Source organism: Paenibacillus dauci, from assembly GCF_000971985.1.
Taxonomy (GTDB): domain Bacteria; phylum Bacillota; class Bacilli; order Paenibacillales; family Paenibacillaceae; genus Saccharibacillus; species Saccharibacillus dauci.
On the sequence record NZ_LAQQ01000005.1, the window covers coordinates 106,761 to 127,629 of the forward strand.

Consider the following 20,869-nt stretch of genomic DNA (forward strand, 5'->3'; position numbering starts at 1 on the left):
CAGACGGATTACTACAGCTCTGCTTCCCGGCTTCGCTCCATGAGTGCCATCAGCTTCACTTCTGTCGCAGAATCCTGTACAGGCGTATAAATGCTGCAGCGTAGGTCTCCACTGCCCTGTACGACCAACGAAGTCAATTCAAACAGCATCTTGCCTCCACGTGCATGACGAAATTCAATCACAACCTGTGGCGCCGAGCTGACTTTGCTGTGCTGCCACAACGAACGGAAATCAGGATAGAGACTCATCATTTCATTCAAAAACTGCTCATACCATTCATCCTCTACATACTGTCCATAATAAGCCCGGAAAATAGACAAAAAATCTCCGGCAAAATCATCCCAATTCACAGCCAGTCTGCGAAATTCCTTGCGCGCAAACAGCAAACTGATCATATTGCGCTGCGTTTCAGGAATCTGCTCGAAATCCAGAAAGACATGCCGGGCGGCTTCATTCCAGCCCACAATCTGGCAATGTCTGTCGGAGACAATGGTCGGACAATATTTGAGTTGTTCCAGTATTTTGGTCAATGAAGGTGAAATATGAGGCAGCTCTTCGGCAATAGGCGTTACACCATGGCCTTTGTCCAGTGCCAGTGAGAACAGGTAACGTCGCTCATCCGTATTCAACTGTAGCGCAGCAGCTACATTCTCCAGTACCGAAGCCGATACCTGGATATCTCGCCCTTGCTCCAACCAGGTATACCAGGTAGTACTCACGCCAGCGAGCTGCGCTACCTCTTCACGACGCAGACCCGGTGTACGGCGCCGCGTACCAGCAGCAAGCCCTACCGATGTAGGCAGAATCTTGGAACGCTGGGATTTGAGAAAAACAGATAAGGCTTGTAAGCGTGCCTGATGATTCATAAATCCTCCTATATACATGTATTTAAACGAGCCTGTTACTAATTATACTAGGATAAACGGTAACTTGTAATAGGATAATATACATGCAAAGATACATATAGTAATCAATATAGATACAAGGAGGAAGCAGTATGGAACGAGTGGTTATTACAGGGATGGGTATTGTTTCCCCCATCGGAAATGATGTAGATACGTTCTGGCAGCAATTGAGCAGTGGCCAATCCGGCATACGCGCTATTGAGGCTTTTGATACTCAACGATATAAAAGTACGATCGCAGGTGTAGTTCAGAACTTTGATGCGGATGCTTTATTCGGTCGCAAAGAAGCTCGGCGGATGGATCGCTTTACCCAGTTTGCCATAGCAGCTGCAGATCAAGCGATTCAGGATGCCGGTCTGGATATGAATCAGGTCAATCGGGAGCGTGTAGGCGTCTATGTCGGTTCAGGCATCGGCGGAATTCAATCTTTGCTGGATCAGCATCAGACGCTTACTCAGCGTGGACCCGAACGGGTCAGTCCAACGCTTGTACCTTCGATGATCGCCAATAGTGCGGCGGCCATGATCAGTATCCGTATTGGTAGCTGGGGACCCACACTGGCACCGGTTACCGCCTGTTCGATCGGTAATACCGCGATTGGCGAAGCCATGCGTCTGATTCGCGCTGGTGATGCTGATGTTATTATTGCTGGCGGTACCGAATCGGCTACCAACGAGGTTTCTCTGGCCAGCTTTGGCAATGCGACAGCTGTCTCTACCCGCAATGAGGCACCCAAAGCAGCCAGTCGTCCTTTTGACCAGGATCGTGATGGATTTGTAATGTCCGAGGGAGCGGGTATTGTCGTACTGGAATCGCTCAGTCACGCCTTGAGCCGCCAGGCTCCCATCTATGCAGAAGTAATCGGTTATGGCGCCAGCTCGGATGCTTACCATATGGTCGCCACCCATCCGGAAGGACGCGGGGCGCTGCTGGCCATGAAGGCAGCATTGGCTAATGCCGGGATTACACCGGAACAAGTCGATGTAATCAGTGCTCATGCCACAAGTACCGTGATTGGTGATATTTCCGAGACCAAGGCTATCCGCCAGCTGTTTGGCGATCATGCCTACAAACTGCCTGTTACTGCCAATAAATCGATCACAGGTCATATGCTGGGCGCAGCAGGTGGTGCAGAAGCGATCGCACTGGTACAGACCCTGCGCCATGGCTTGATCCCGCCAACAATCAATCTGGACCATCCCGATCAGGCATGTGATCTGGATTATGTGCCCCATACCGCACGAGAAGCCGATGTACAGATTGGTCTGTCAAACTCGTTTGGATTTGGTGGGCATAATGCTGTTATCGTGCTGAAGCGATACGAGGAATAGTGACGATATGCAAGAATCTGCCGGGTGCGTCTACCCGGCTTTTTTCCTGTGAATCAATGCAAAAAAGCACCGGCAGATGCCGGAGCTGTAGGGATGGCTGGACAAGCAGGTTATATACGTGCAAATGGTCAGTCTACTTGCCGGGTAACAATAAGCTTATGCTTGTAAGGTTCGGCGACTTTGAGAATAGCAGGCTTGGACTCGTATTCAAACCGGTGGTTCCAGTACAGCCGATCAATCAATCCCATCAGATTCAAGCGATCCCGATCCGGGTCTGTGCCAATTTTCTGCCTTAGAAAGCGCTGCAGCATTCTGCCATCCCGTACAAATGGATGCGGTGTCAAAAAAATAATCTGATCGGCCAGTGCAAAGCTTGGAATAAGCCATTCCATCAGATTCCCTTCCACAATCCATTCATCCTTACCGATAATATCCAACAACAGACGCTGCCTCACAACCGGTGTGTTGCGACGTCTTTTTTTGCCCTCGTTACTCCAAAGGACAGATTCCAATGAATAGCTGGGTATGTCCAATCGCTCGGACAGCCTTGCAGCCAGCTCGGTTTTGCCGCTGCCGGGTGCTCCCACAATATGTATTCTTTTGGCCAACGACATAGTCACTACCTCCCCAAGATTACCCTGTGCCCGTGAACAGTGATTCGTCCGCATACCGGGAATACACTCTTCACTCTTTAGTTTTTTATTTTCCATATAAGCAGCAACTATCTGGCAGCCGTATATAGCTTACTCTGCGTTCAAGCTTGTACGACTGCTGTTATTCAGCTCATGGATACTCAGAGATAGCGGCACCTTCTTTTCCTAAATATACATGTCGGTCACCCTGTATTTCAATTATTAACCAGAAGTAAATGAACATGCACCAATACATTGGAAGCATCTGTGCTGCTGCTTTAGCGCAATCCTATGTACAGCTCTCCTTATGTATACTGGAACACAATCTTTTGGACCAGCTACCACGTAAAACTGGAAATGGATGCTATAATAGTAACAGAATTTCCACAGGGAGGGAAAACCCCATGAAAAAGGATAATGATCAAATCAGTTGGAAGCTTTTTCGTTACTGGCTGAAAATTCCGCGCGTTCTGCGCATGAGTATCATCCCTTTGGTTATGCTCATTATCTCCATCCTTGGCTGGATCAAAATTTTTCGTTATGGCTGGTAGGGCAGCGTATCCTTTAGCAGAATCTATTCGTCTACATAATATCAGCAGAACTGGTGAAGCAGATAGTGAATCACTTCTGAATTGTACTTTTTTACAACTGAAGGTCATTACAGAAAATTCTTTTGCCTGCTCTGCACAGTGATCTACTGAACACAACGTTGTGCATATTTTCCGGTACCGGACTGCCGGACAATTACACTTATTCTACTTGGAACAAACAAAGGAGGGCCCCCATTATGGCCTTTGTATACTCCACAGCTCATACAGTAAATAGCAATTCCAATTCGCAGCGTTCCTGTTATTCCGATGAAATTCCGTTCAATGAAATTTATGATCAGGGATCAGCCAGCATTTCCATACAATCGGCGACAGAAAGCCCTGTACGCAAAATGTCTTTGGCTCATAGTAACACAACCTATGAAACAACAGCATCGGTAATGCAGCCTACATCTATTGATGAATCTGTCACTCCCTTTGTCAATTCCGACAACCTTGAACTGCAGCCGCTGCTGCATAGCCTGTACAAATATTGCCTGCATCTTACTCATTCCAGCTGGGATGCAGAAGATCTGATGCAGGAAACTTGTCTAAAAGTAATGCCAATGCTCACAGAACCTAATGCGTTCCAGAATACTAACCTTAAGCCTGAAGCTTATATAGTGCGTGCTGCACGTAATCTATGGATTGATATTGTGCGAAGACGCACCAACCTGCAGCACAAGCAGATTCTACTGCAGGCTGATCAAACGGATTCCAATACTGATTCAGGCTATCAGCGTCTGGAATCTGAATGGGCGGCAGCCTTGCTGCTGCATCAGTTGTCTTCATGGCAGCATGCCGTTTTTGTACTCCGCGATTTGTTTGGTTACCCGGCTGCTGAGACTGCCCGTATTCTGGATACTACCGAAGGCGCAATCAAAGCGGCACTTCATCGTGCACGTGCCGTTGTAAGATCGCTGCAGGATCGAATACAAGCAGATGATCATATTGCCCTGCCGCTGCCTGATGAACAGGATCAGGCACTGCTGCGCAGCTACCTGGCTGCTTTTCGTAATGGTCAGGCGGAGGATATGGTTCGTCTGCTGCTCGATCCGGCTGTAGATCCAATCGCGATTGCTCCACAGGTTATCCGGCAGGCTCGCTGTACATTGCGGCAGACAACAGCTGTACCGCCTACGTCATACTACAGGCTTACCGGCAGCGGAAGCCGGATGCTGATGTCTGCCTGATTTCAGGAGATGATTCCAATGGTACCTATTCCCTATGTTGTTGAACAAACCGACCGTGGCGAACGCAGTTATGATATTTATTCCCGTCTGCTCAAAGACCGGATTATTATGGTCTCCGGCGAAATTGAAGATCATATGGCCAACGTTATTGTGGCCCAGCTGCTTCATCTGACTGCTGAAGACGCAGACAAGGATATTCATATGTATATCAATTGTCCGGGTGGTTCTATTAGTGCAGGTTTTGCTATTTTTGATACAATGCAATTTGTGAAGCCGGATATATCCACGATTTGTACCGGTATGGCTGCGAGCTTTGGCACTATTCTACTGGTTGGCGGCACTCCTGGCAAACGAATGGCACTGCCAAATAGCGAAGTAATGATCCATCAGCCTCTTGGTGGAGCGAATGGTCAGGCATCCGATGTGCTTATTTATGCCGATCGCCTGATCCGCAGCCGTCACAAGCTGAATCAGCTGCTCGCTGACCATACCGGTCAACCGCTTGAACGTATTGAAAAGGATACAGATCGCGATTTCTTTTTCACCGCTGACGAAGCACTGGAATATGGTCTCGTCGATCAGATTGTAACGCGTTTATAAGCGTATAATAGACGAAGATAACTGGCTTGGCTATTCAAACATCCAGAAATTCAGAAATAGTATGCTCTCTATGCCTTTCAATATAAACTACAAAAAACAAAATCAAAAAACCAGAAGAGTCCTTTGAGGGTTCTTCTGGTTTTTGCATTGTATTCGTTTGTCCTGTTACACATTAATAAAACAATTCTGATCTCCCAGCCATAGCAACATTGATTTACAAAATACAGATTACTAGTCATATACCTATTGTGCAAAACAGACTATTTTGTCGTTACTTTTAAAGTTTCTGTGCTCGCATTATATGCAATGCTTGCGCCAAGACCTCTGGCAAATACCTGCGCCGGCACATAGGTTACTCCTTCAATAACTACTGGAGCAATATCAATCTTAGTTTTTTTACCGTTATAATATATCGTTTTACTGCCTATCGTCAGCGTCATTTTATATTTATCTTTACTAACCCCTATTGCTCCAGCATCTGCGTTAAATGTTAATTTTGCGCCAAGCGCTTCTGCGATTTCTCTTAACGGTACCAGGTTAGAATCTTTGTATAGTACAGGATCGCTGGCAAATTGTACTCTTGTTCCATTTACATACACTTTTAGACTGGAGACCTGATATTGGGGCACAGTGGGTTGAACTGCAGGGGCTCTATATGTATTGCCCGAAGAATGATCAGACGATGTAGAGCTCTCAGAGCTTGTCGAACCTCCATTATGATAGTGATATTCTCCATTGGCTAGTCCCCACTTGGCACAGTTTGTACGACAATAATGTCCTCCATTTGAATCAGTACGACCGGGATGAGCAGAAACTGTCAAGCTGACAGACAGAAAAAAATAATTATGCATACAGATATTAATGATTTAATTATGATAAAAACCTCCTTTACATAGTTTGTATATCATCATATCAGCAACTTACCTAATATTCCATTATTTTCATTATATAATTAATAATGTATTAAAAGAGTGCCTCGACAGCAAAAAAGAGACCTGTATATACAGGTCTCTGATAACTTCGTTTGATTATACTTTACTGATTTCGATTTGCCTTTTATTATTACCCCTTCGTTGCACCCGCTGTCAGTCCATGCACCAGGAAGCGCTGCAGGAACATGTACAGCAGTGTGATTGGCAGGGCAACCAATACCGAACCAGCTGCAAACAATGTGAACTCTGTGCTGGAGTAACTACTGACCAGCTCATACAATCCTACCGCCAGCGTCCAGTTCTCACGGGAACGCAGGATCAACCGGGCGAAAATAAAATCAACCCAGGCAGCGGTAAAAGTCGTAATCGCGATATACGTCATAATCGGTGTCGACAGTGGCAGAATAATCAGCCTGAAAATCTGTGAATGGCTTGCCCCATCCAGCAGAGCGGATTCCTCAAGTGCCCGTGGAATCGTATCAAAGAACCCTTTGGCTACGAACATTCCCAGCGCTGCTCCGGATGTATACACCAGTATAAGTGCCCAAGGCGAATTGAGCAGATTCATCTGCAGCAAAATAACATAGACAGCGATCATGCTCATAAAGCCCGGGAACATACCCAGAATCAGAATAACCGACATCATCGTTTGTCTGCCTTTGAAGCGGAAACGGGACATGGCATAAGCTGTCAGCACCTGCAGCAGCGTCCCTAGTACCATACTGGTTACAGCGATTTTGAGCGTGTTCCAGTACCATTGCAGATAAGGAAGATCTTTGTCTGACTGTGAACGGAATAGATCCTTATAATGCTCCAGTGTCAACTGTGTCGGAATCAGCGTCTCACTGTACAACGAATCCCCTACTTTAAAGGAGGATAAAATAATCCACAGGGCCGGATAGATACATACGAGCGCAATCAGTACAAGCATGACGTAACTGAGCACCAGATTGAGGCGTCTTTTTTGCTTCATTGGATCATATCCTCCTCTTTGAAGGAACGGCTTCGTCGGTAATTATACAGAGAGAATGCCGCAATAATAATGAAAATAATAATTCCGATGGCCGAGGCAAAGTTATAACGCTGATTATCAAGCGTCAGCTTATACAGCCAGGTAACGAGCAGATCTGTACTGCCTGCATACGCATAATCGCCATTGGCCGGAAGACCATTGGTGAGCAGGAAGATCACGTTAAAGTTATTAATATTCCCGGCAAACTGCATAATCAGAATAGGTGCAGTCTGGAACAGGACAAACGGCATCGTAATATTGCGGAATTTCTGGAAGCCAGTCGCTCCATCCACTTCTGCTGCTTCATACAGATCGCGCGGAATAGCAGTCAGTACACCCAGTACCAGAATCATCGATACCGGAATACCGATCCACATATTGACCATAATAACGGTTACTTTGGCCCAGAACGGATCATTTAGCCACGGTACGCCGCCAAATCCCATCAGGCGCAAATATTGATTCACCGGTCCAAATTGGTAATTGAGCAAATTGCGCATAACCAGCAGTGAAATAAACTGCGGGATTGCATAAGGCAGAATAAACAACGTACGCCAGAATCCCTTGAATTTGATACCGCGCTGTTCAATAAGCAGCGCCACCAGAATCCCGCCAAAGTAAGTGGTTACGGTCGCTACAACTGCCCAGATAATCGTCCAGGTAAATACCCCTACGAACGTATGGCTCCAGGCGTCCAGCGTGACCAGATTCGTAAAGGTACGCAGTCCCACCCAATCGACCAGACTTTTCGGCGGGATATGATCCGGCGCCGAATAGTTGGTAAATGCCATCAACACCATAAAGATAATTGGCAGAATCGTAAATACGAGTACACCAATTGCAGGCAGTGTCAGTAGCACATACGGGAATCCCTGATTACCAAGCAGACGCCAGGTTTCACGGAACGTATTGACCTTTTCTCCGCGTTCACGGCGTTTACCAATCCGGTAAGCATCCTTGATATTCGCAATATAAAAACATACCAATAGTCCAATATACAGCAGTGCCACCAGACCATAAATCATCATAAAAATCGAATGATCCCCAGGAACATTGCGGTATAAGCGTCCTATTTTCTCCATATGGGCAGGCTGTTCACCCAGTGTGATCAGCCCCCATAGGTTATACGCCAGACTGGTAACAATCAGATACAGACTAACCAGCTCGGCAAGTAAAAAGATAATGCCTTTCGCCCATTGGCGATTGTACATCTGACCCAGACCCATGAATATAGCGGACAACAGAGCCGCTATGCCGGCATTTCCCATACCTGCAGCTCGATTATGATCGGCGATAGCTTTATTCATTCTTATTGCCCTGTCTGGATATTACTCTTCATTTGCTTAACCATATTATCCAGCGCTGCTTTTGGATCTTTGTTATCATTCCAGATCGAGGACATCGCTGCTTCCATCGGTGACCAGAATTGAGCAGTAGCAGGAATCGATGGCATCGGAACGGAATTATCGAACTGCTTCAGGAATACAGATGCAATCGGATCGCTCTGTACCGTTTCGCTCGCAGCAGCTTTGGTATTCGCTGGAAGTGCACCGTTCATTTCAAAGTTCTTGACTTGCCATTCTTCCGAAGTAATAAAGTCTGCGAACATTTTGGATGCATTTGGATATTTGGTATATGCATTAACAAAGTAGGCTTTGACACCCGAGAATGGCGTCATTGGCTTGCCATTAGGCAGATTAGGATACATACCTACACCCAGGTTTTTCACCGATTCTTTCAGTGAACCTGTATCCCACGGTCCGCTGATATTCATAGCCAGCTTGTTGGAAGTGAACAGGGATTTCTTGATATCTGCATTAATATCGGATGTTTTGAGCGGCAGAATTTTATTCAGGCTTTGGATGAATTTGGCACCCTCTACCGCCTGCTCATTGTTCATACCAATATCTGTTGCATCCGTACCTTCTTTACCGAACAGGTAGGCACCATATCCACCCAGGAACGGGAATACGTAGTAGCCATTACCGACTTCCCACATAATCGCGAACTTGTTGGCCTTGGTATCATTGAATGTATTAGCAAAATCTACTACACCTTTCCAATCCTGCGGTACTTCCTTGATCAGATCCTTATTGTAAAAAACAGCTGTAGTTTCTACGGATTTGGGATATCCATACAAGATATTCTCGTAGGTCAGCGCCTTCACTGCCAGCTCGCTGTTGCGACCGCGTGTATCTTCCTCAAACCAGTCATTTGGCATCAGTACACCTGCAGATACACCCTGACCAATCTGGTCATGTACACCTGCAAATACGTCAGCGCCTACGCCTGCCGGGCCGTCTGTGACCATCTGTACCATCGATTTATCCGGTCCCAACTCGGCAAAAGTAACATCAACATTATATTTTTCTTTGAATGCTTTGGCTGCTTCTTCGATAAATGCTTTCTGGTCTCCACTATCCCATACTGTCAGCTTGGCACCATCTTCGGGTTTCATCTCCTGCATTTCTTCTCCAGCGCCAGCGGCAGGATCAGCTGTCTGTCCTGCTCCTGTACCACTTGGTCCTCCACATGCCGATACCAGCAGCATCATGATCAGAATAGAGCTTAATATTCCCCAGTTCCGTTTACGTGACATATCTTCTTCATCCTTCCGCTCCGTATTAGCTTGTGAGCGCTTTCTGATGCACTGTTCATAAGAGGATTATGCAAATAATAATACGGTTCCGTTTGGCTGCCTGTCTGGCTACAGCCCAGGAAAGTGCCTGCCGGTGTGCATAATAATACTATGTATGTGCAAACGTTTGTTCAAGTTACAGCGTTTCTCCCCTTATTCAGCTGTATCTATGTACTGCAATCTGTAATTTACTACATATTGCTTTTAGAAAGCGCTTTATTAAGCAAATTCATCATAACTCAAATCTTTTATTAGTTAAAACGTTTGCACAGATGATTTTAGGCTATTTTCAGCCATTTATGATACATTATATAGAGTATGCTTAATATTTCTTCTTCTCATGCATTTTATTGGAATTTTACAACTACTGCCTGCTCTGTTAATTTTACAGTTTACATGATGACGCGATTTCGATTACCATAGATACACATCGGTTAGACGAAATCTATTCTATTGATTCATGCTTATTTACTTCTGTATTTCCGCTTGGCGGATTCATTCTCCTGACCAGTACGGCGTGCTTGCCGCTGAAGTTAAGGGTATTGCTTATTATTTGCTTTGTTGGGCAGATTGATTCTGTCTGATCATAAATTTTAATCCTGGAGGTACATATGTCAGTTACGATCAAAGATGTCGCCAAAAAGGCGGGCGTATCTCCTTCCACCGTTTCGCGCGTACTATCGAATCATCCGCGAATCAGCCATGCCACTTCCGAAAAAGTTAAAGCCATTATGCTGGAAATGGGCTATCACCCCAATATTATGGCCAAAAGCCTCGTATCCAAAACAACCCACAGTCTGGGTGTTATTCTGCCCAAGCCTGCAGAAGAATTATTCCTGAACACCTTTTTCATGGAACTGATCCGCGGTATTGTCGCTCAAGCCAATCGCAGCGGCTATGATGTGGTCCTGAGTTCCGGCTCCAGTGAGCAGGAAGAAGTCGAGGCAGTGTCGCGTCTGGTGTACGGTGGACGGATTGATGGAGCAATCCTGCTCTACTCCCGCAAAAATGATCCGGTTGTTGAGTTTCTGAGCCGCAATCAATTCCCTGCTGTTCTCGTTGGACGCAGTGAGCAGCATCATAATATTATTTCCGTTGATACAGACAATGTACAGGCTGCTGCCGATGCTACCCGACACCTGATTCAGATGGGTCATCAGCGTATTGGCTTTGTCAGTGGCCCGCCGGAGCTGGTCGTATCACTCGACCGGATGCAGGGTTTCAAAATGGCGCTTCAGGAAGCCAACCTCGAATTTCACAAGGATTGGATCGTCGAGGGTGAGTTCCTGCAGGAAAGCGGATATCGGGCGATGTCCTTTTTCATGAATCTGCCGGAACGTCCGACTGCACTCGTTGTTGTCGATGATATTGTCAGCTTTGGCATTCTGCGCGGTCTGCATGAACTCGGTTACCGCGTCCCCCGAAGATATCGCAATCGTCAGCTTCAACAATATCGCACTGTCCGAGCTATCTACGCCTCCACTGAGCAGTGTGGATATCGGTATTTATCATCTGGGATACAGTGCTTCGCAGGCGCTCATTCAGGCTATCCAGGACAAGGATCCCGATAAACCAGCTCATCAACGTCATATTGTGCCGCATCGTCTGATTCTGCGTCAATCTTCCATGTTCTCGCCTCCGCGCGATTAATTCGGTTTACTTGCCAGCGTTCCCTATAATTTTGATGCATCAAACGTACTATAAGTACACAAACAAGCCATGTTCCCTACCTTATCCAGCTTATGGACAGTGTAGGAGACACGGCTTTTTTTATTATATTGTGGATTAAGCTATTTTGCCTGTACGCTCTTTCTCTTAAGCGTATGTATAATTTTCTGAATTTAATGTAATTTTAAGGTGAACATCACATTTTATTAAACAAAGGACGATACAATAGGTATACAGATCAGGCAAGCAGGCTTAGCCGAATCTGCAGTTATCATTTTCGTTTATTATTGATCAAAAGGTCTGGTTAATGCTTATACTCTATATTGAGGAGGGTTACATCATGAAAAAGGATACTGATCTATCCCTGTGGATGACCCAATTTCTATGCAGTTCCGATTCTATCAAAGAAGTACGTATGGAAGAAGCCGAGCAGGAACATAACCCGCGGCTCTTGGAAAGCATCCGCTTCCATCTGGAACTGCGCAATCGTCACGATTTGCTTGAACATCATTCACTGAAATAATTTGAATCTCGTACTATTCCCTCATCTGCACTGCAGATGGGGGTATTTGCCGTAGAGGGACACTAGACATCTATATATTTTAATTTTGGATAAGGCCCGATAACGCGTCTAATTCCTGCTGTCTGTTTTTTTCTCATTTAAACGTCTATAAATAGCCTGCAGCTGGTCATACTTCTGCTCAATATTGACCGAATATCCATGACTTATGATATCTGCTTCACCCAGATGATCAAACACAACACGCAGCGGTGTATGAATCTCCGTAAAAAATACTCCTTCCATAAATAAATCATGCAGCTCATGAATATGAAAAGTCTCCTCAAACACAGTACTTTCACATTTGATTCGTCCATCCTGATAAACTGTCAAATAAACCAGGTAATTCTTCTGTTCGCGACGCATAAAGATAAAACTGCCATCGCCATGCACAGGTGTGTACTCATCCTCGGACGGTATATAAAAGTCTTGCGGTTCAGCCAATGGGATAATTCGGCGCTGTTCCATTTTCATTTTCTCTTCCAGTGTCATTTTGTAAATGTTGGTCATAGAAGGGTTCAAATCGTGCAATACATTCACAATGCGTTCATAGTAACCTTCTTGATCATAATTCCATTTCCCCTGCAATACACGAAAGCTTCCCAGATCAAATACCATAATCGATTCGCGTTCCGGTACGGAAGCTGTCAGCCAACCCAACTCTATTTTCTGTGATAATCCCTGCATATCGACTAATTCCCAGCAGTTAACCATACCATCTTCAAAAATATGCACATTGATATACATGTATTCCCCATTACTGATAAAACCAGGAACCGTAGTGCCTTCAATTGTTTTTTGTCTGCTAATTTTATGCATGATTTTTTCCTCTCCTTTTGGTACGTACTGCAGCTTTTCTCTTTTTTTTGATATTGCTTTATCTATTTATTAATTAATTTCTTACCTTCTTAATCATATATTTTCACATAATGTGGATGAAGATTCAAATGGTGGAATTGATTATAGCCTGCCAACCCCCTCAGAGACAGAGGAGAAAGCAGCAAAAAGACCGGTCAAAAATGATAGTATTCTACCATTTTCAGCCGGTCTCTGTCTGTTCAGCAGATATGAATCACTGCATAAGCACTTTCTCTTCTTACTTTATTCCAATTGGTATTAATCGTTGTCGTTATCATCATCGTCATTATCAAAGTCTTTATCGACTGTGGTGACTTTGCCGGTAGCTGCATCAATCTCTACAGTAGCTTCGCCACCTGTAATACGCAGATCCACTTCATATTGAATCCGGCCATCTTCTTCATCACGTTCAATACCAGTAACGGTACCGCTCACCTGGGCTTTGGCAATTTGTGCAGCCTGTTCATTGGTTTTCACTTTCAGATTGGCCGTATTTACGTTTTGCTGGTCACGGTTGGTCGCTTCGTTATCGTCATTATCATCGGTAACGGTACGAATAACTTTACCGTTCAATGCGTTGATATGCACATCTACATCAGCTGCCTGCGGACGATCCACATCCACTTCATAGTAGAGTTGGCCTCGTTCACGATCCAGTTCGATACTTTCTACTGTACCACCGGATACTTTTTGCAGAGCAATGGCTTCTGCTTTTTGAATACCGATGACATTGTTCAGATTGCTCTGGCTGGTTGCTGTGCTCCCGCTTGTAGCTGCGAAGACGCTGCCCGCTGTTCCCAGAGTAATAGCTGCTGTAAGTACACTAATTCCAACTTTTTTGTTCATCATAAGTAACTCCTCCTCATATGCTGTGCTGTTTATCGGGTATGCTTATACTATAAAGTCCCCGAATGAGACGAAGATTACAGCAAGATTAGAATTTGATGAGAAGCCCTTGCAGGCAGGATGCATGAACAAGATGAAATTAGGACTCCGATTCGTCGGCATCATCCCAGGTGACAGACATGACTTCACCAGAAATAGCATTGATCTGCACCGTCGCTTCACGATCATCGGCTGTATCAATTTCTACCAGATAATAACGCTGGCCCTGCTTATCGCCATGTTCATATTCGGTATCATCAACTGTTCCATTTACCTGTTGAAGTGCGATTCGTTCTGCCTTTTCTGCACTAATCACACCTGATGGAGATACGGTTGGAGATCCGGATGATTTATCATTTTGCGGTTCATTGGTTGGAGTCGATTGTTTTGCTGATGATGGATTGCCAGATACACCAGCTGATGATGAAGCGGATGGGTTCTGTTGTTGGACAGAAGACTCCGTATTCGGCGACGAGGAAGACGGACTATTGTCTGTAATCGTGGTTTTGGACGGATGATTATCTTTGGAACTGCTACTTGCTGCTGTGTCTTCTATACGTTTGATCGACTGAATATCCCCATTTTGTGCACCCAGTACCATATCATAGATGCCCTGCTTCGACTGCAACCGGATATTATACGTATCTCCCTGCTGAATCAAACGGGTAATCTCTCCCGGATATTCTGCCAGTACACGCTGATTCACTTCTTCTACAGTAAGCGTCGGTGAAGTCTGAAGCCATGTTCTCCAGATCAGAACACCTACACACAATATAATAACGCATGCTGCCACACCTCCTGTAAGCCACCAGCGACGTTTAATCATATCTGTTCCTCCCCCTTTTATATGGCTCTACGATTTCATGGATTCGGAACATCACTGTGGCATGACCACTATGAATCCATGGCAGACACAATCGTATCTACTTTATTCCAGTATACGAGGGCTCAATTAGAATTCGCTGAGAAAGAAGGCAGGGGAGCAGAAGTTTCCGGCAAAGAAAGAATAGCACTTGTACCTTGTCCGGCAGTGCTCTCTAGACGTATCGAAGCACCTAGAGCTTCTGCGATTCGGCGAGCCAGTGTCAGACCAAGTCCAGAACCACCGGTATCCTGGCGAACCCTTGCTTCATCCACCCGATAAAATCGGTCGAACACTTTATCCAGATCTGCTGCCGGTATACCAATTCCGTGATCAATAATTTTGATACATCGATTGGACGGGATCGCTGCTGTATTCTGAGTTTTGCCTGCAGATCCTGACGGAGGTAGTAAATGTTCCACTGTCAATTCAATAATTATATCGTCACTGCTATATTTGCGTGCGTTATCCAGCAAAATAAACATCATCTGACGCAGCTTGCCTGCATCGGTCTGTATTACGAGAAGTTCTGGCTGCTTCTCCAGCTCTGGATCTAGCCGCATCTCGATCCGGCGATGATAAGCCGTATCAAACTCTCTGACCAGCTGCTGTGCCTGTTCCAGCAGGTTAACAGGCTCCAGTGTTAAATTCCACTGTTCCTCATGTCTTGCCAGCATCAACAGCTGTTCGGTCATCTCCTTCATACGGATAGCTTCGGAATGGATTGCTTCTACCGATTCTTCAAATAGATCAGGACGATCCCTACCGCGGCGTTTGAGCAGACTTGCATAACTCTCGATAATGGTCAGCGGCGTACGCAGCTCGTGTGAGGCGTTAGAGACAAACTGCTTTTGCTTGTCATAGTTGCTTTCCAGCAGATCCATCATGCTATTGAACGTTGCGCTCATCTCGTAGAGCTCATCACTGGATGCTGGTGGCATCGTTAATCGCTGAAACTGACCGCTTCGACGAATATCACGCATCGTAGCGGTAATGGCAGCAATCGGACGAATAATAATCCGGCCGAGTACATGACCCGACAGAAATACCGGAATCATCGCCAGCCCTGTGACGATTAGCAGTACGATTCGCAGGGCGCGCAGGTATTCCTCAGTCTGGCGCAGACTCTCAGTGATCTGAATATCTACGACCTGTCCATCGTTCCAGATAACAGGTACAGACACAAATACATAACGCTGCTGCTCATAGGTGATAATCTCTGCTGTACGTTCTTCCATATATTTTACAGGACGCTGAGCCAGCTGCTGCTGATCTGCTGAAGTCACAAGCAGTGTATTACTGCCTGTCTCACGGACCATTCGAATCATTCCTTCTATCGGAACATAAGCCCGCAGCAGATCGGCAGCTGGCGTATCTACCGATGACTGGCGCATGTTATCCGCAGTCTTGTTCGTCTGTGACTCTACACGGCTCTGCTGCTGCTGGAGTGTCATGGTGCTGAATACAATATAGACAATCAGATTCGTAGTTAGAAATAACAGGGCAAACAGTACAGATGAATACAGATGGATCTTGGTACGCAGCTTCATCCGTTATCCCGGAGTACATACCCGACACCGCGAACGGTATGAATCAGTTCACGGTCGTATCCCTCGTCTACCTTTTTGCGTACATAGCGTATGTATACATCCACTACATTGGTGTCCCCATAGTAATCATAGCCCCAGACTCCAGCCAGAATCTGATCCCGGTTTAGCACCTGACGCTGATTGCGCAGCAAATAAGCCAGCAGGTCAAACTCCCTTGGGGTGAGTTCGATCGAATGACCAGCCCGCTCTACTTCACGGGTGCCTTCATTCAAGCGAAGTTCTCCCGCAGCAAGCCATCCATCATTTTCCGTCACTGCCGCTGCTTGCTGTTGTTCACGCAGGCGCAGTGCAGCCCGAACACGTGCCAGCAGCTCTTCAATCTGAAAAGGCTTGGTCACATAATCATTGGCTCCCAGATCAAGTCCGGATACTTTGTCTTCCACAGAATCCTTGGCTGTCAATAAAATGACCATCGTCGCCGGATCACTAGTACGAATACGACGCAGGATCTCGATTCCACTCATCTCCGGCAGCATCACATCCAGCAGAACTAGATCCCAACTGTCTTCCTGGTACATATCCCAGGCTTGGGCACCATTATAAGCCTGGGATACTTCATACCCTTCTGCTTCCAGTTCAATCTGCAGCAGCCTGGATATTTTATGTTCGTCTTCCACGATTAAAATGCCTGACATATGAAGCCTCCTCTATCGTCTACCCTTTTATTCTTTCATGATTTTCTGGTAGCTGGCAATATCAAGCCAGCGATCAAATTTGCGCCCAATCTGACGGAAATGGGCACACTTCTCATACCCGTTACGCTCGAACAAACGAATACTGTTCACATTTTCTGTACATACGGTAGCAACCAGTACATGGAATCCACTTTCAGCAGCGACTTTTTCCAAAAAATGCAGTGCTTGACTGCCCAGACCCTTACCTGTCTGATCCGGATGAAGATAGATGGTTACTTCCGCTGTCGTATCATAGGCCTGCTTGCTTTTATGCGGGGTCAAGAGTATATAACCTGCAATCTCTGCGAATGATTCTTCATTGCGGATAATATAGGATTTGTAATGGGAAGGGACATTTATCAGCTGTGCACGCATCTGCTCCAACGTTAGCGGTTCGGTATGAAAAGATATGGTTGTATTCAACACATAATAATTATAAATAGATAAAACAGCCGGCAAATGCTGCTCCTGCACCGGCTCAAACTGGATAGTCATTGTCATGATCAATATCTCCTCACCCTATCAAATTATAAAAAATAATGCATGATCCACTGCAGCCCGACAATACCTTGCCGCCGCATTCCCTGATCTATAAATCCATAGCGGCTATACAGCTGCTGTGCCGGTTCATTTTTCACATTTACTGCCAGAACGAGCTCTCGAATCTCCGGAAAATGCTGCCCCACCCAATCTGGCAGCTGACGCATCGCCTGACCCGCATACCCGCGCCCCTGCCGGGAATAATCGATTAATAACGCCCGAAGGAGCATGAGTTCCGGGACAGGTGTACTGGTATAGGATTGGTAGGATAGAATACCGGTACCGATATGTAAAATAAAGAACCCCACCGCTTCTCCGGCAGCAGTAATAACTACCGGATAACGGTCAGGATCGGTCAAAGCTCGTTCAAGCACTTCCACCGGCAGCGCAGTAAAACGATGTTGTTCTGTAGGTAGCTCAAACTTCATCAGCGCTTCCAGATGCCCCGGATGATAGAATTCCAGCTTGACCTCCGGTGCAGACGAGGTCAACGAGAACTGCGAGGATGAAGTGGACGGATCAGATAACATATTCTACACTCCTGTCTTCAAAAGAATGCATGCCAGCCTTAACTATCTACAGACCGCACACAGCGAAATCGCTCGACACCAAGATATCTCTCTCCCAGACTGTAAATGGCAAATCCACTCTGTCGATAAAATCCAACTGCCTCCCTATCCGTTTCGGCAAATAGCTGAATTGATGAATGTTCGCTGTGATAGGTCTGTATCATTTGTCTACCAATTCCCGCCTGCTGATGATCCAGCATGACTGCCAGATGAGTAATTTCGTGCAAAACGTCACTATGAACATGGATACCCATAATTCCCACCAGTTGATCTGCCTGAACCCACCCATATAATCGCAAAGAATGACCCGCTGCATATTGCATATAGATCTGTTCAATTCGATGCGAAGTTTCCATACATAGACCCAGAAGCTCTATAATGGCATTCCTGTATTTACCTTCCTGCCAACGGATAAATTGCCCATCAACCATGCCGAAGCACGGAAGATGGAGCAAAAAACAGGATCGGCTTATTTATAAAATGATGCTTAATCATGTGTTATGCCAGCATACAGTTTAACATCATGGAATCTGCCTTTGGCATACAGATGTTTGCGCAAAAGACCTTCGTACTGCATACCCAGCTTCTCCAGTACGCGACCAGAACCGATATTTTCCGGCATGCAGCGTGCTTCAATTCGCATTAACTTCATGTGCTCACGACCAAATTGCAGAATAGCATTCATCGCTTCAGTCATATACCCCCGATTCCAGTAAGGACGTGCCAGCGCATAACCTATTTCTGCACGAAATTGCCGGATATCCCAATTGACATACCCTGCGGTTCCAATCATTCGCCCTGACTCTTTATCCTGAATAGCCCAGGGAGCCACTTGTCCTTCGGCATACAGACCCAGCAGATGTTCAATAAAAGCATCCGCATCATCGATGGACTGATACGTATGCCAGGTCACATAACGCGTGAGCTCCGAATCTGACCCATACTCGTACATATCTTCCCGATCTTCCTTCGTTACCGGACGCAGCAACAGCCGCTCCGTCTCCAATACCGGCAAATATCCGAATACATCTTCCACGCGCATATTCCACACTCCTTCGCTATTATGTACCGACTATGACCCTTTTCCAAAATACAATGTGCTAGCTAAAGATTATTTCGTATTTTATCATAAATAAAGCCTGTATTGCTCTCTTATATTTGCGCATAAAAAGAACAAGGCTGCCCTCAGCAGGACAGCCTTGTAAACGTTGATAGTTTGCTATTTTTTGTAGTTGTTTTATCAAATACCTATTAGATCAATTTCCCTGCCAATTCCGGTAACGCTCTTGATCTCCCCACATTTTTGTGAAAATTTCATTCCATTGACTCGTTAATGCTACATCATGAATTGCCAGCAGCACCTCGTCATTCTCTTCACTCGAAGCACGGGTATAGTTAAAAGAACCCACAAGCGCTGTTTTTCCGTCTACCAGCATCAATTTCTCATGCATTTTACCTTCAAACGTATTAATTCTGATCGGCACATTTGCATCTACTAATCGCTGCAGATCATCCAGGTTTACTTTGGACTGGTCGCTGATAATTCGCACCTGTACGCCGCGCTCTGAGGCTTTGGCCAGAGCTTTGACAATCGAACCACGCGATAAGTTGTACATTGCAAGATCAATAGATTGCTGCGCATTATTAATCTCTTTTAGGACCAGCTGCTCTCCATCTTGTCCCTGGGAAGTAAACACATAATCAATATTAGCAGGACTCACAGCAGCAGATGCTGGCGATAAGTCAGAGCTGTGTGCTTTAGATGAGTTATTTTGGATTGTTTCCGATACTGCATTTTCCTGTCCGGCAGCTGCGCCGTTACTTTTTGCGTCAGAAGCTTGGCCTGATGAGCAAGCACTGAGCAGCAGGGCACTTCCCAATGCCAGTACTGCCAATTGGTTAATGCTCCGAGATTTTGCATGTTGGCTTTTGATTGCATGATACCATTTCATCTTTAAAAATCCTCTCTGTCGTTCCAGTTCTATTCTGTGCGTTCTTTTCATGCTCTATACAGTTGGCTATCCTCTTTTGACACACTTCGAAATAACCTTAGTAACTGTACTATTAACGAGACAATTCTTTTAGTATACGTCATACGACAGCATTTTGTCATGCGAACACTGCTATCCTGAATAAATACCTATCAAATATACGCCCATGATTGGATGAATCTTCATCATTTTAAAAGCAAGTCTTTATTTGATTAAAGAAATACTACGGATGCTGTACCGCCCTCTATCTTTTATCTTTGCCAAAGTATTTAAACAGCTATTAAGTATATATTCCCTACAACAAAAAGCCCTGTCTGAAATCAGACAGAGCTTTGCAACTTTATGCTTAAGCGAATGACAGATGATTATACGTAAGAGTTACGTGTATAGGACAGCAGAATTTCGACATTCACGATCGGTACGATATTGCCATTGGATTCAAAAGCATTCGGCAGAATATCACGGCTGTTTACTTCCGGATTCTCGCGAAGATCGGATTCATCAATAATAGCGGTATTATCCAGTTCATCGACCAGCAGAGCTACACGGGAACGACGCAGCAGAATCATTTTGTCGGTTTCTTTGGGACTGTCGTAAGACACGGCGAGCAGCTTGCGCAGATTTACAAGTGGATAAAGGGAACCACGAACTGTGATCAATCCTTCATGCCAGTCTTCTGCAAATGGTAATGGTGTTCCTTTTTTGGCGGGCTGAATCTCGTCAATTTCATTAAAGTTAATCGCATAAGGCTGACTCGCCACATAAAAGACAATAAGTTCGATTTTCATATTGGTTGGCTCCTTGAATGTATTTCTGGCTTATG

Annotated in this window: 22 protein-coding genes and 2 pseudogenes; 6 read left to right on the plus strand and 18 right to left on the minus strand. The window is 45.4% G+C overall.

Annotated elements, in window-relative coordinates; translation table 11 throughout:
- Positions 1-11 precede the first annotated feature (11 nt).
- Positions 12-866, minus strand: a complete 855-nt coding sequence (locus tag WH46_RS18255) for a helix-turn-helix transcriptional regulator (protein WP_017812035.1) — start codon at positions 864-866, stop codon at positions 12-14.
- A gap of 131 nt (positions 867-997) precedes the next feature.
- On the opposite strand from WH46_RS18255, the gene fabF reads away from it, so the two are divergent.
- Positions 998-2,236, plus strand: coding sequence for a beta-ketoacyl-ACP synthase II (gene fabF, locus WH46_RS18260; RefSeq protein WP_046227839.1), 1,239 nt, complete (start codon positions 998-1,000; stop codon positions 2,234-2,236).
- A 128-nt stretch (positions 2,237-2,364) separates the two neighbouring features.
- On the opposite strand, the gene WH46_RS18265 is transcribed toward fabF, so the two are convergent.
- Complete coding sequence (locus WH46_RS18265) at positions 2,365-2,850, minus strand: P-loop NTPase family protein (RefSeq protein ID WP_017812033.1); 486 nt, start codon at positions 2,848-2,850, stop codon at positions 2,365-2,367.
- Between the two features lie 422 nt (positions 2,851-3,272).
- Between WH46_RS18265 and WH46_RS24135 the strand changes: the two genes are divergently transcribed.
- The 3 genes from WH46_RS24135 to clpP all read left to right on the plus strand — a co-directional run bounded on the left by WH46_RS24135 (position 3,273) and on the right by clpP (position 5,248).
- A complete protein-coding gene (locus tag WH46_RS24135; RefSeq protein WP_156172308.1) occupies positions 3,273-3,419 on the plus strand; it encodes a hypothetical protein in 147 nt (48 codons plus the stop codon).
- Positions 3,420-3,655: 236 nt separating this feature from the next.
- Positions 3,656-4,648, plus strand: a complete 993-nt coding sequence (locus WH46_RS23535) for an RNA polymerase sigma factor (RefSeq protein WP_052714293.1) — start codon at positions 3,656-3,658, stop codon at positions 4,646-4,648.
- A gap of 18 nt (positions 4,649-4,666) precedes the next feature.
- Positions 4,667-5,248, plus strand: a complete 582-nt coding sequence (gene clpP / locus WH46_RS18275; protein WP_046227840.1) for an ATP-dependent Clp endopeptidase proteolytic subunit ClpP — start codon at positions 4,667-4,669, stop codon at positions 5,246-5,248.
- 260 nt (positions 5,249-5,508) lie between these two features.
- Here clpP and WH46_RS24560 read toward each other — a convergent pair whose 3' ends face one another.
- The 5 genes and pseudogenes from WH46_RS24560 to WH46_RS18295 all read right to left on the minus strand — a co-directional run bounded on the left by WH46_RS24560 (position 5,509) and on the right by WH46_RS18295 (position 9,791).
- Positions 5,509-5,877 (minus strand): stalk domain-containing protein, encoded by a 369-nt coding sequence (locus tag WH46_RS24560; protein ID WP_331458240.1) that lies wholly within the window; start codon positions 5,875-5,877, stop codon positions 5,509-5,511.
- 120 nt (positions 5,878-5,997) lie between these two features.
- Positions 5,998-6,099 (minus strand): annotated as a pseudogene (locus tag WH46_RS24565) (YHYH domain-containing protein); the annotation flags it as partial.
- Between the two features lie 211 nt (positions 6,100-6,310).
- Positions 6,311-7,153, minus strand: coding sequence for a sugar ABC transporter permease (locus WH46_RS18285; protein WP_017815768.1), 843 nt, complete (start codon positions 7,151-7,153; stop codon positions 6,311-6,313).
- Complete coding sequence (locus WH46_RS18290; protein WP_197088289.1) at positions 7,150-8,499, minus strand: carbohydrate ABC transporter permease; 1,350 nt, start codon at positions 8,497-8,499, stop codon at positions 7,150-7,152. The genes WH46_RS18285 and WH46_RS18290 overlap by 4 nt, the downstream gene beginning before the upstream one ends.
- A gap of 2 nt (positions 8,500-8,501) precedes the next feature.
- Positions 8,502-9,791, minus strand: a complete 1,290-nt coding sequence (locus tag WH46_RS18295; RefSeq protein WP_046227842.1) for a sugar ABC transporter substrate-binding protein — start codon at positions 9,789-9,791, stop codon at positions 8,502-8,504.
- Between the two features lie 650 nt (positions 9,792-10,441).
- On the opposite strand from WH46_RS18295, the pseudogene WH46_RS18300 reads away from it, so the two are divergent.
- Positions 10,442-11,480: pseudogene (locus tag WH46_RS18300) on the plus strand (LacI family DNA-binding transcriptional regulator).
- Positions 11,481-11,838: 358 nt separating this feature from the next.
- Positions 11,839-12,021: a hypothetical protein gene (locus WH46_RS18305; protein ID WP_017815772.1), complete on the plus strand. Its 183-nt coding sequence runs from the start codon at positions 11,839-11,841 to the stop codon at positions 12,019-12,021.
- 108 nt (positions 12,022-12,129) lie between these two features.
- Here the strand turns inward: WH46_RS18305 and WH46_RS18310 are convergent, their stop codons facing one another.
- The 11 genes from WH46_RS18310 to WH46_RS18360 all read right to left on the minus strand — a co-directional run bounded on the left by WH46_RS18310 (position 12,130) and on the right by WH46_RS18360 (position 20,834).
- Positions 12,130-12,876 (minus strand): DUF7638 domain-containing protein, encoded by a 747-nt coding sequence (locus tag WH46_RS18310; RefSeq protein WP_052714294.1) that lies wholly within the window; start codon positions 12,874-12,876, stop codon positions 12,130-12,132.
- 297 nt (positions 12,877-13,173) lie between these two features.
- Positions 13,174-13,764, minus strand: coding sequence for a PepSY domain-containing protein (locus WH46_RS18315; protein ID WP_052714295.1), 591 nt, complete (start codon positions 13,762-13,764; stop codon positions 13,174-13,176).
- 136 nt (positions 13,765-13,900) lie between these two features.
- Positions 13,901-14,626 carry a PepSY domain-containing protein gene (locus WH46_RS23540; protein ID WP_052714296.1) on the minus strand — a complete coding sequence of 242 codons (726 nt, stop codon included), beginning with the start codon at positions 14,624-14,626 and terminating at the stop codon, positions 13,901-13,903.
- Between the two features lie 122 nt (positions 14,627-14,748).
- The gene (locus WH46_RS18325) at positions 14,749-16,212 is read right to left on the minus strand and encodes a sensor histidine kinase (RefSeq protein ID WP_046227843.1); all 1,464 of its coding nucleotides are present in this window, start codon (positions 16,210-16,212) and stop codon (positions 14,749-14,751) included.
- Positions 16,209-16,907 (minus strand): response regulator transcription factor, encoded by a 699-nt coding sequence (locus WH46_RS18330; protein WP_046227844.1) that lies wholly within the window; start codon positions 16,905-16,907, stop codon positions 16,209-16,211. The genes WH46_RS18325 and WH46_RS18330 overlap by 4 nt, the downstream gene beginning before the upstream one ends.
- A 27-nt stretch (positions 16,908-16,934) precedes the next feature.
- Positions 16,935-17,447: a GNAT family N-acetyltransferase gene (locus tag WH46_RS18335; RefSeq protein WP_046227845.1), complete on the minus strand. Its 513-nt coding sequence runs from the start codon at positions 17,445-17,447 to the stop codon at positions 16,935-16,937.
- A gap of 26 nt (positions 17,448-17,473) precedes the next feature.
- Positions 17,474-18,016 (minus strand): GNAT family N-acetyltransferase, encoded by a 543-nt coding sequence (locus tag WH46_RS18340; protein ID WP_231584380.1) that lies wholly within the window; start codon positions 18,014-18,016, stop codon positions 17,474-17,476.
- Between the two features lie 38 nt (positions 18,017-18,054).
- On the minus strand, positions 18,055-18,486 hold the full coding sequence (locus tag WH46_RS18345; protein ID WP_069202850.1) for a GNAT family N-acetyltransferase: 432 nt from the start codon (positions 18,484-18,486) through the stop codon (positions 18,055-18,057).
- Positions 18,487-18,542: 56 nt separating this feature from the next.
- Positions 18,543-19,097 (minus strand): GNAT family N-acetyltransferase, encoded by a 555-nt coding sequence (locus WH46_RS18350; protein WP_017813244.1) that lies wholly within the window; start codon positions 19,095-19,097, stop codon positions 18,543-18,545.
- Between the two features lie 214 nt (positions 19,098-19,311).
- On the minus strand, positions 19,312-19,950 hold the full coding sequence (locus WH46_RS23545; protein ID WP_197088290.1) for a phospholipase D-like domain-containing protein: 639 nt from the start codon (positions 19,948-19,950) through the stop codon (positions 19,312-19,314).
- Between the two features lie 461 nt (positions 19,951-20,411).
- Positions 20,412-20,834, minus strand: coding sequence for a chemotaxis protein CheW (locus WH46_RS18360; protein ID WP_017813242.1), 423 nt, complete (start codon positions 20,832-20,834; stop codon positions 20,412-20,414).
- Positions 20,835-20,869 lie beyond the last annotated feature (35 nt).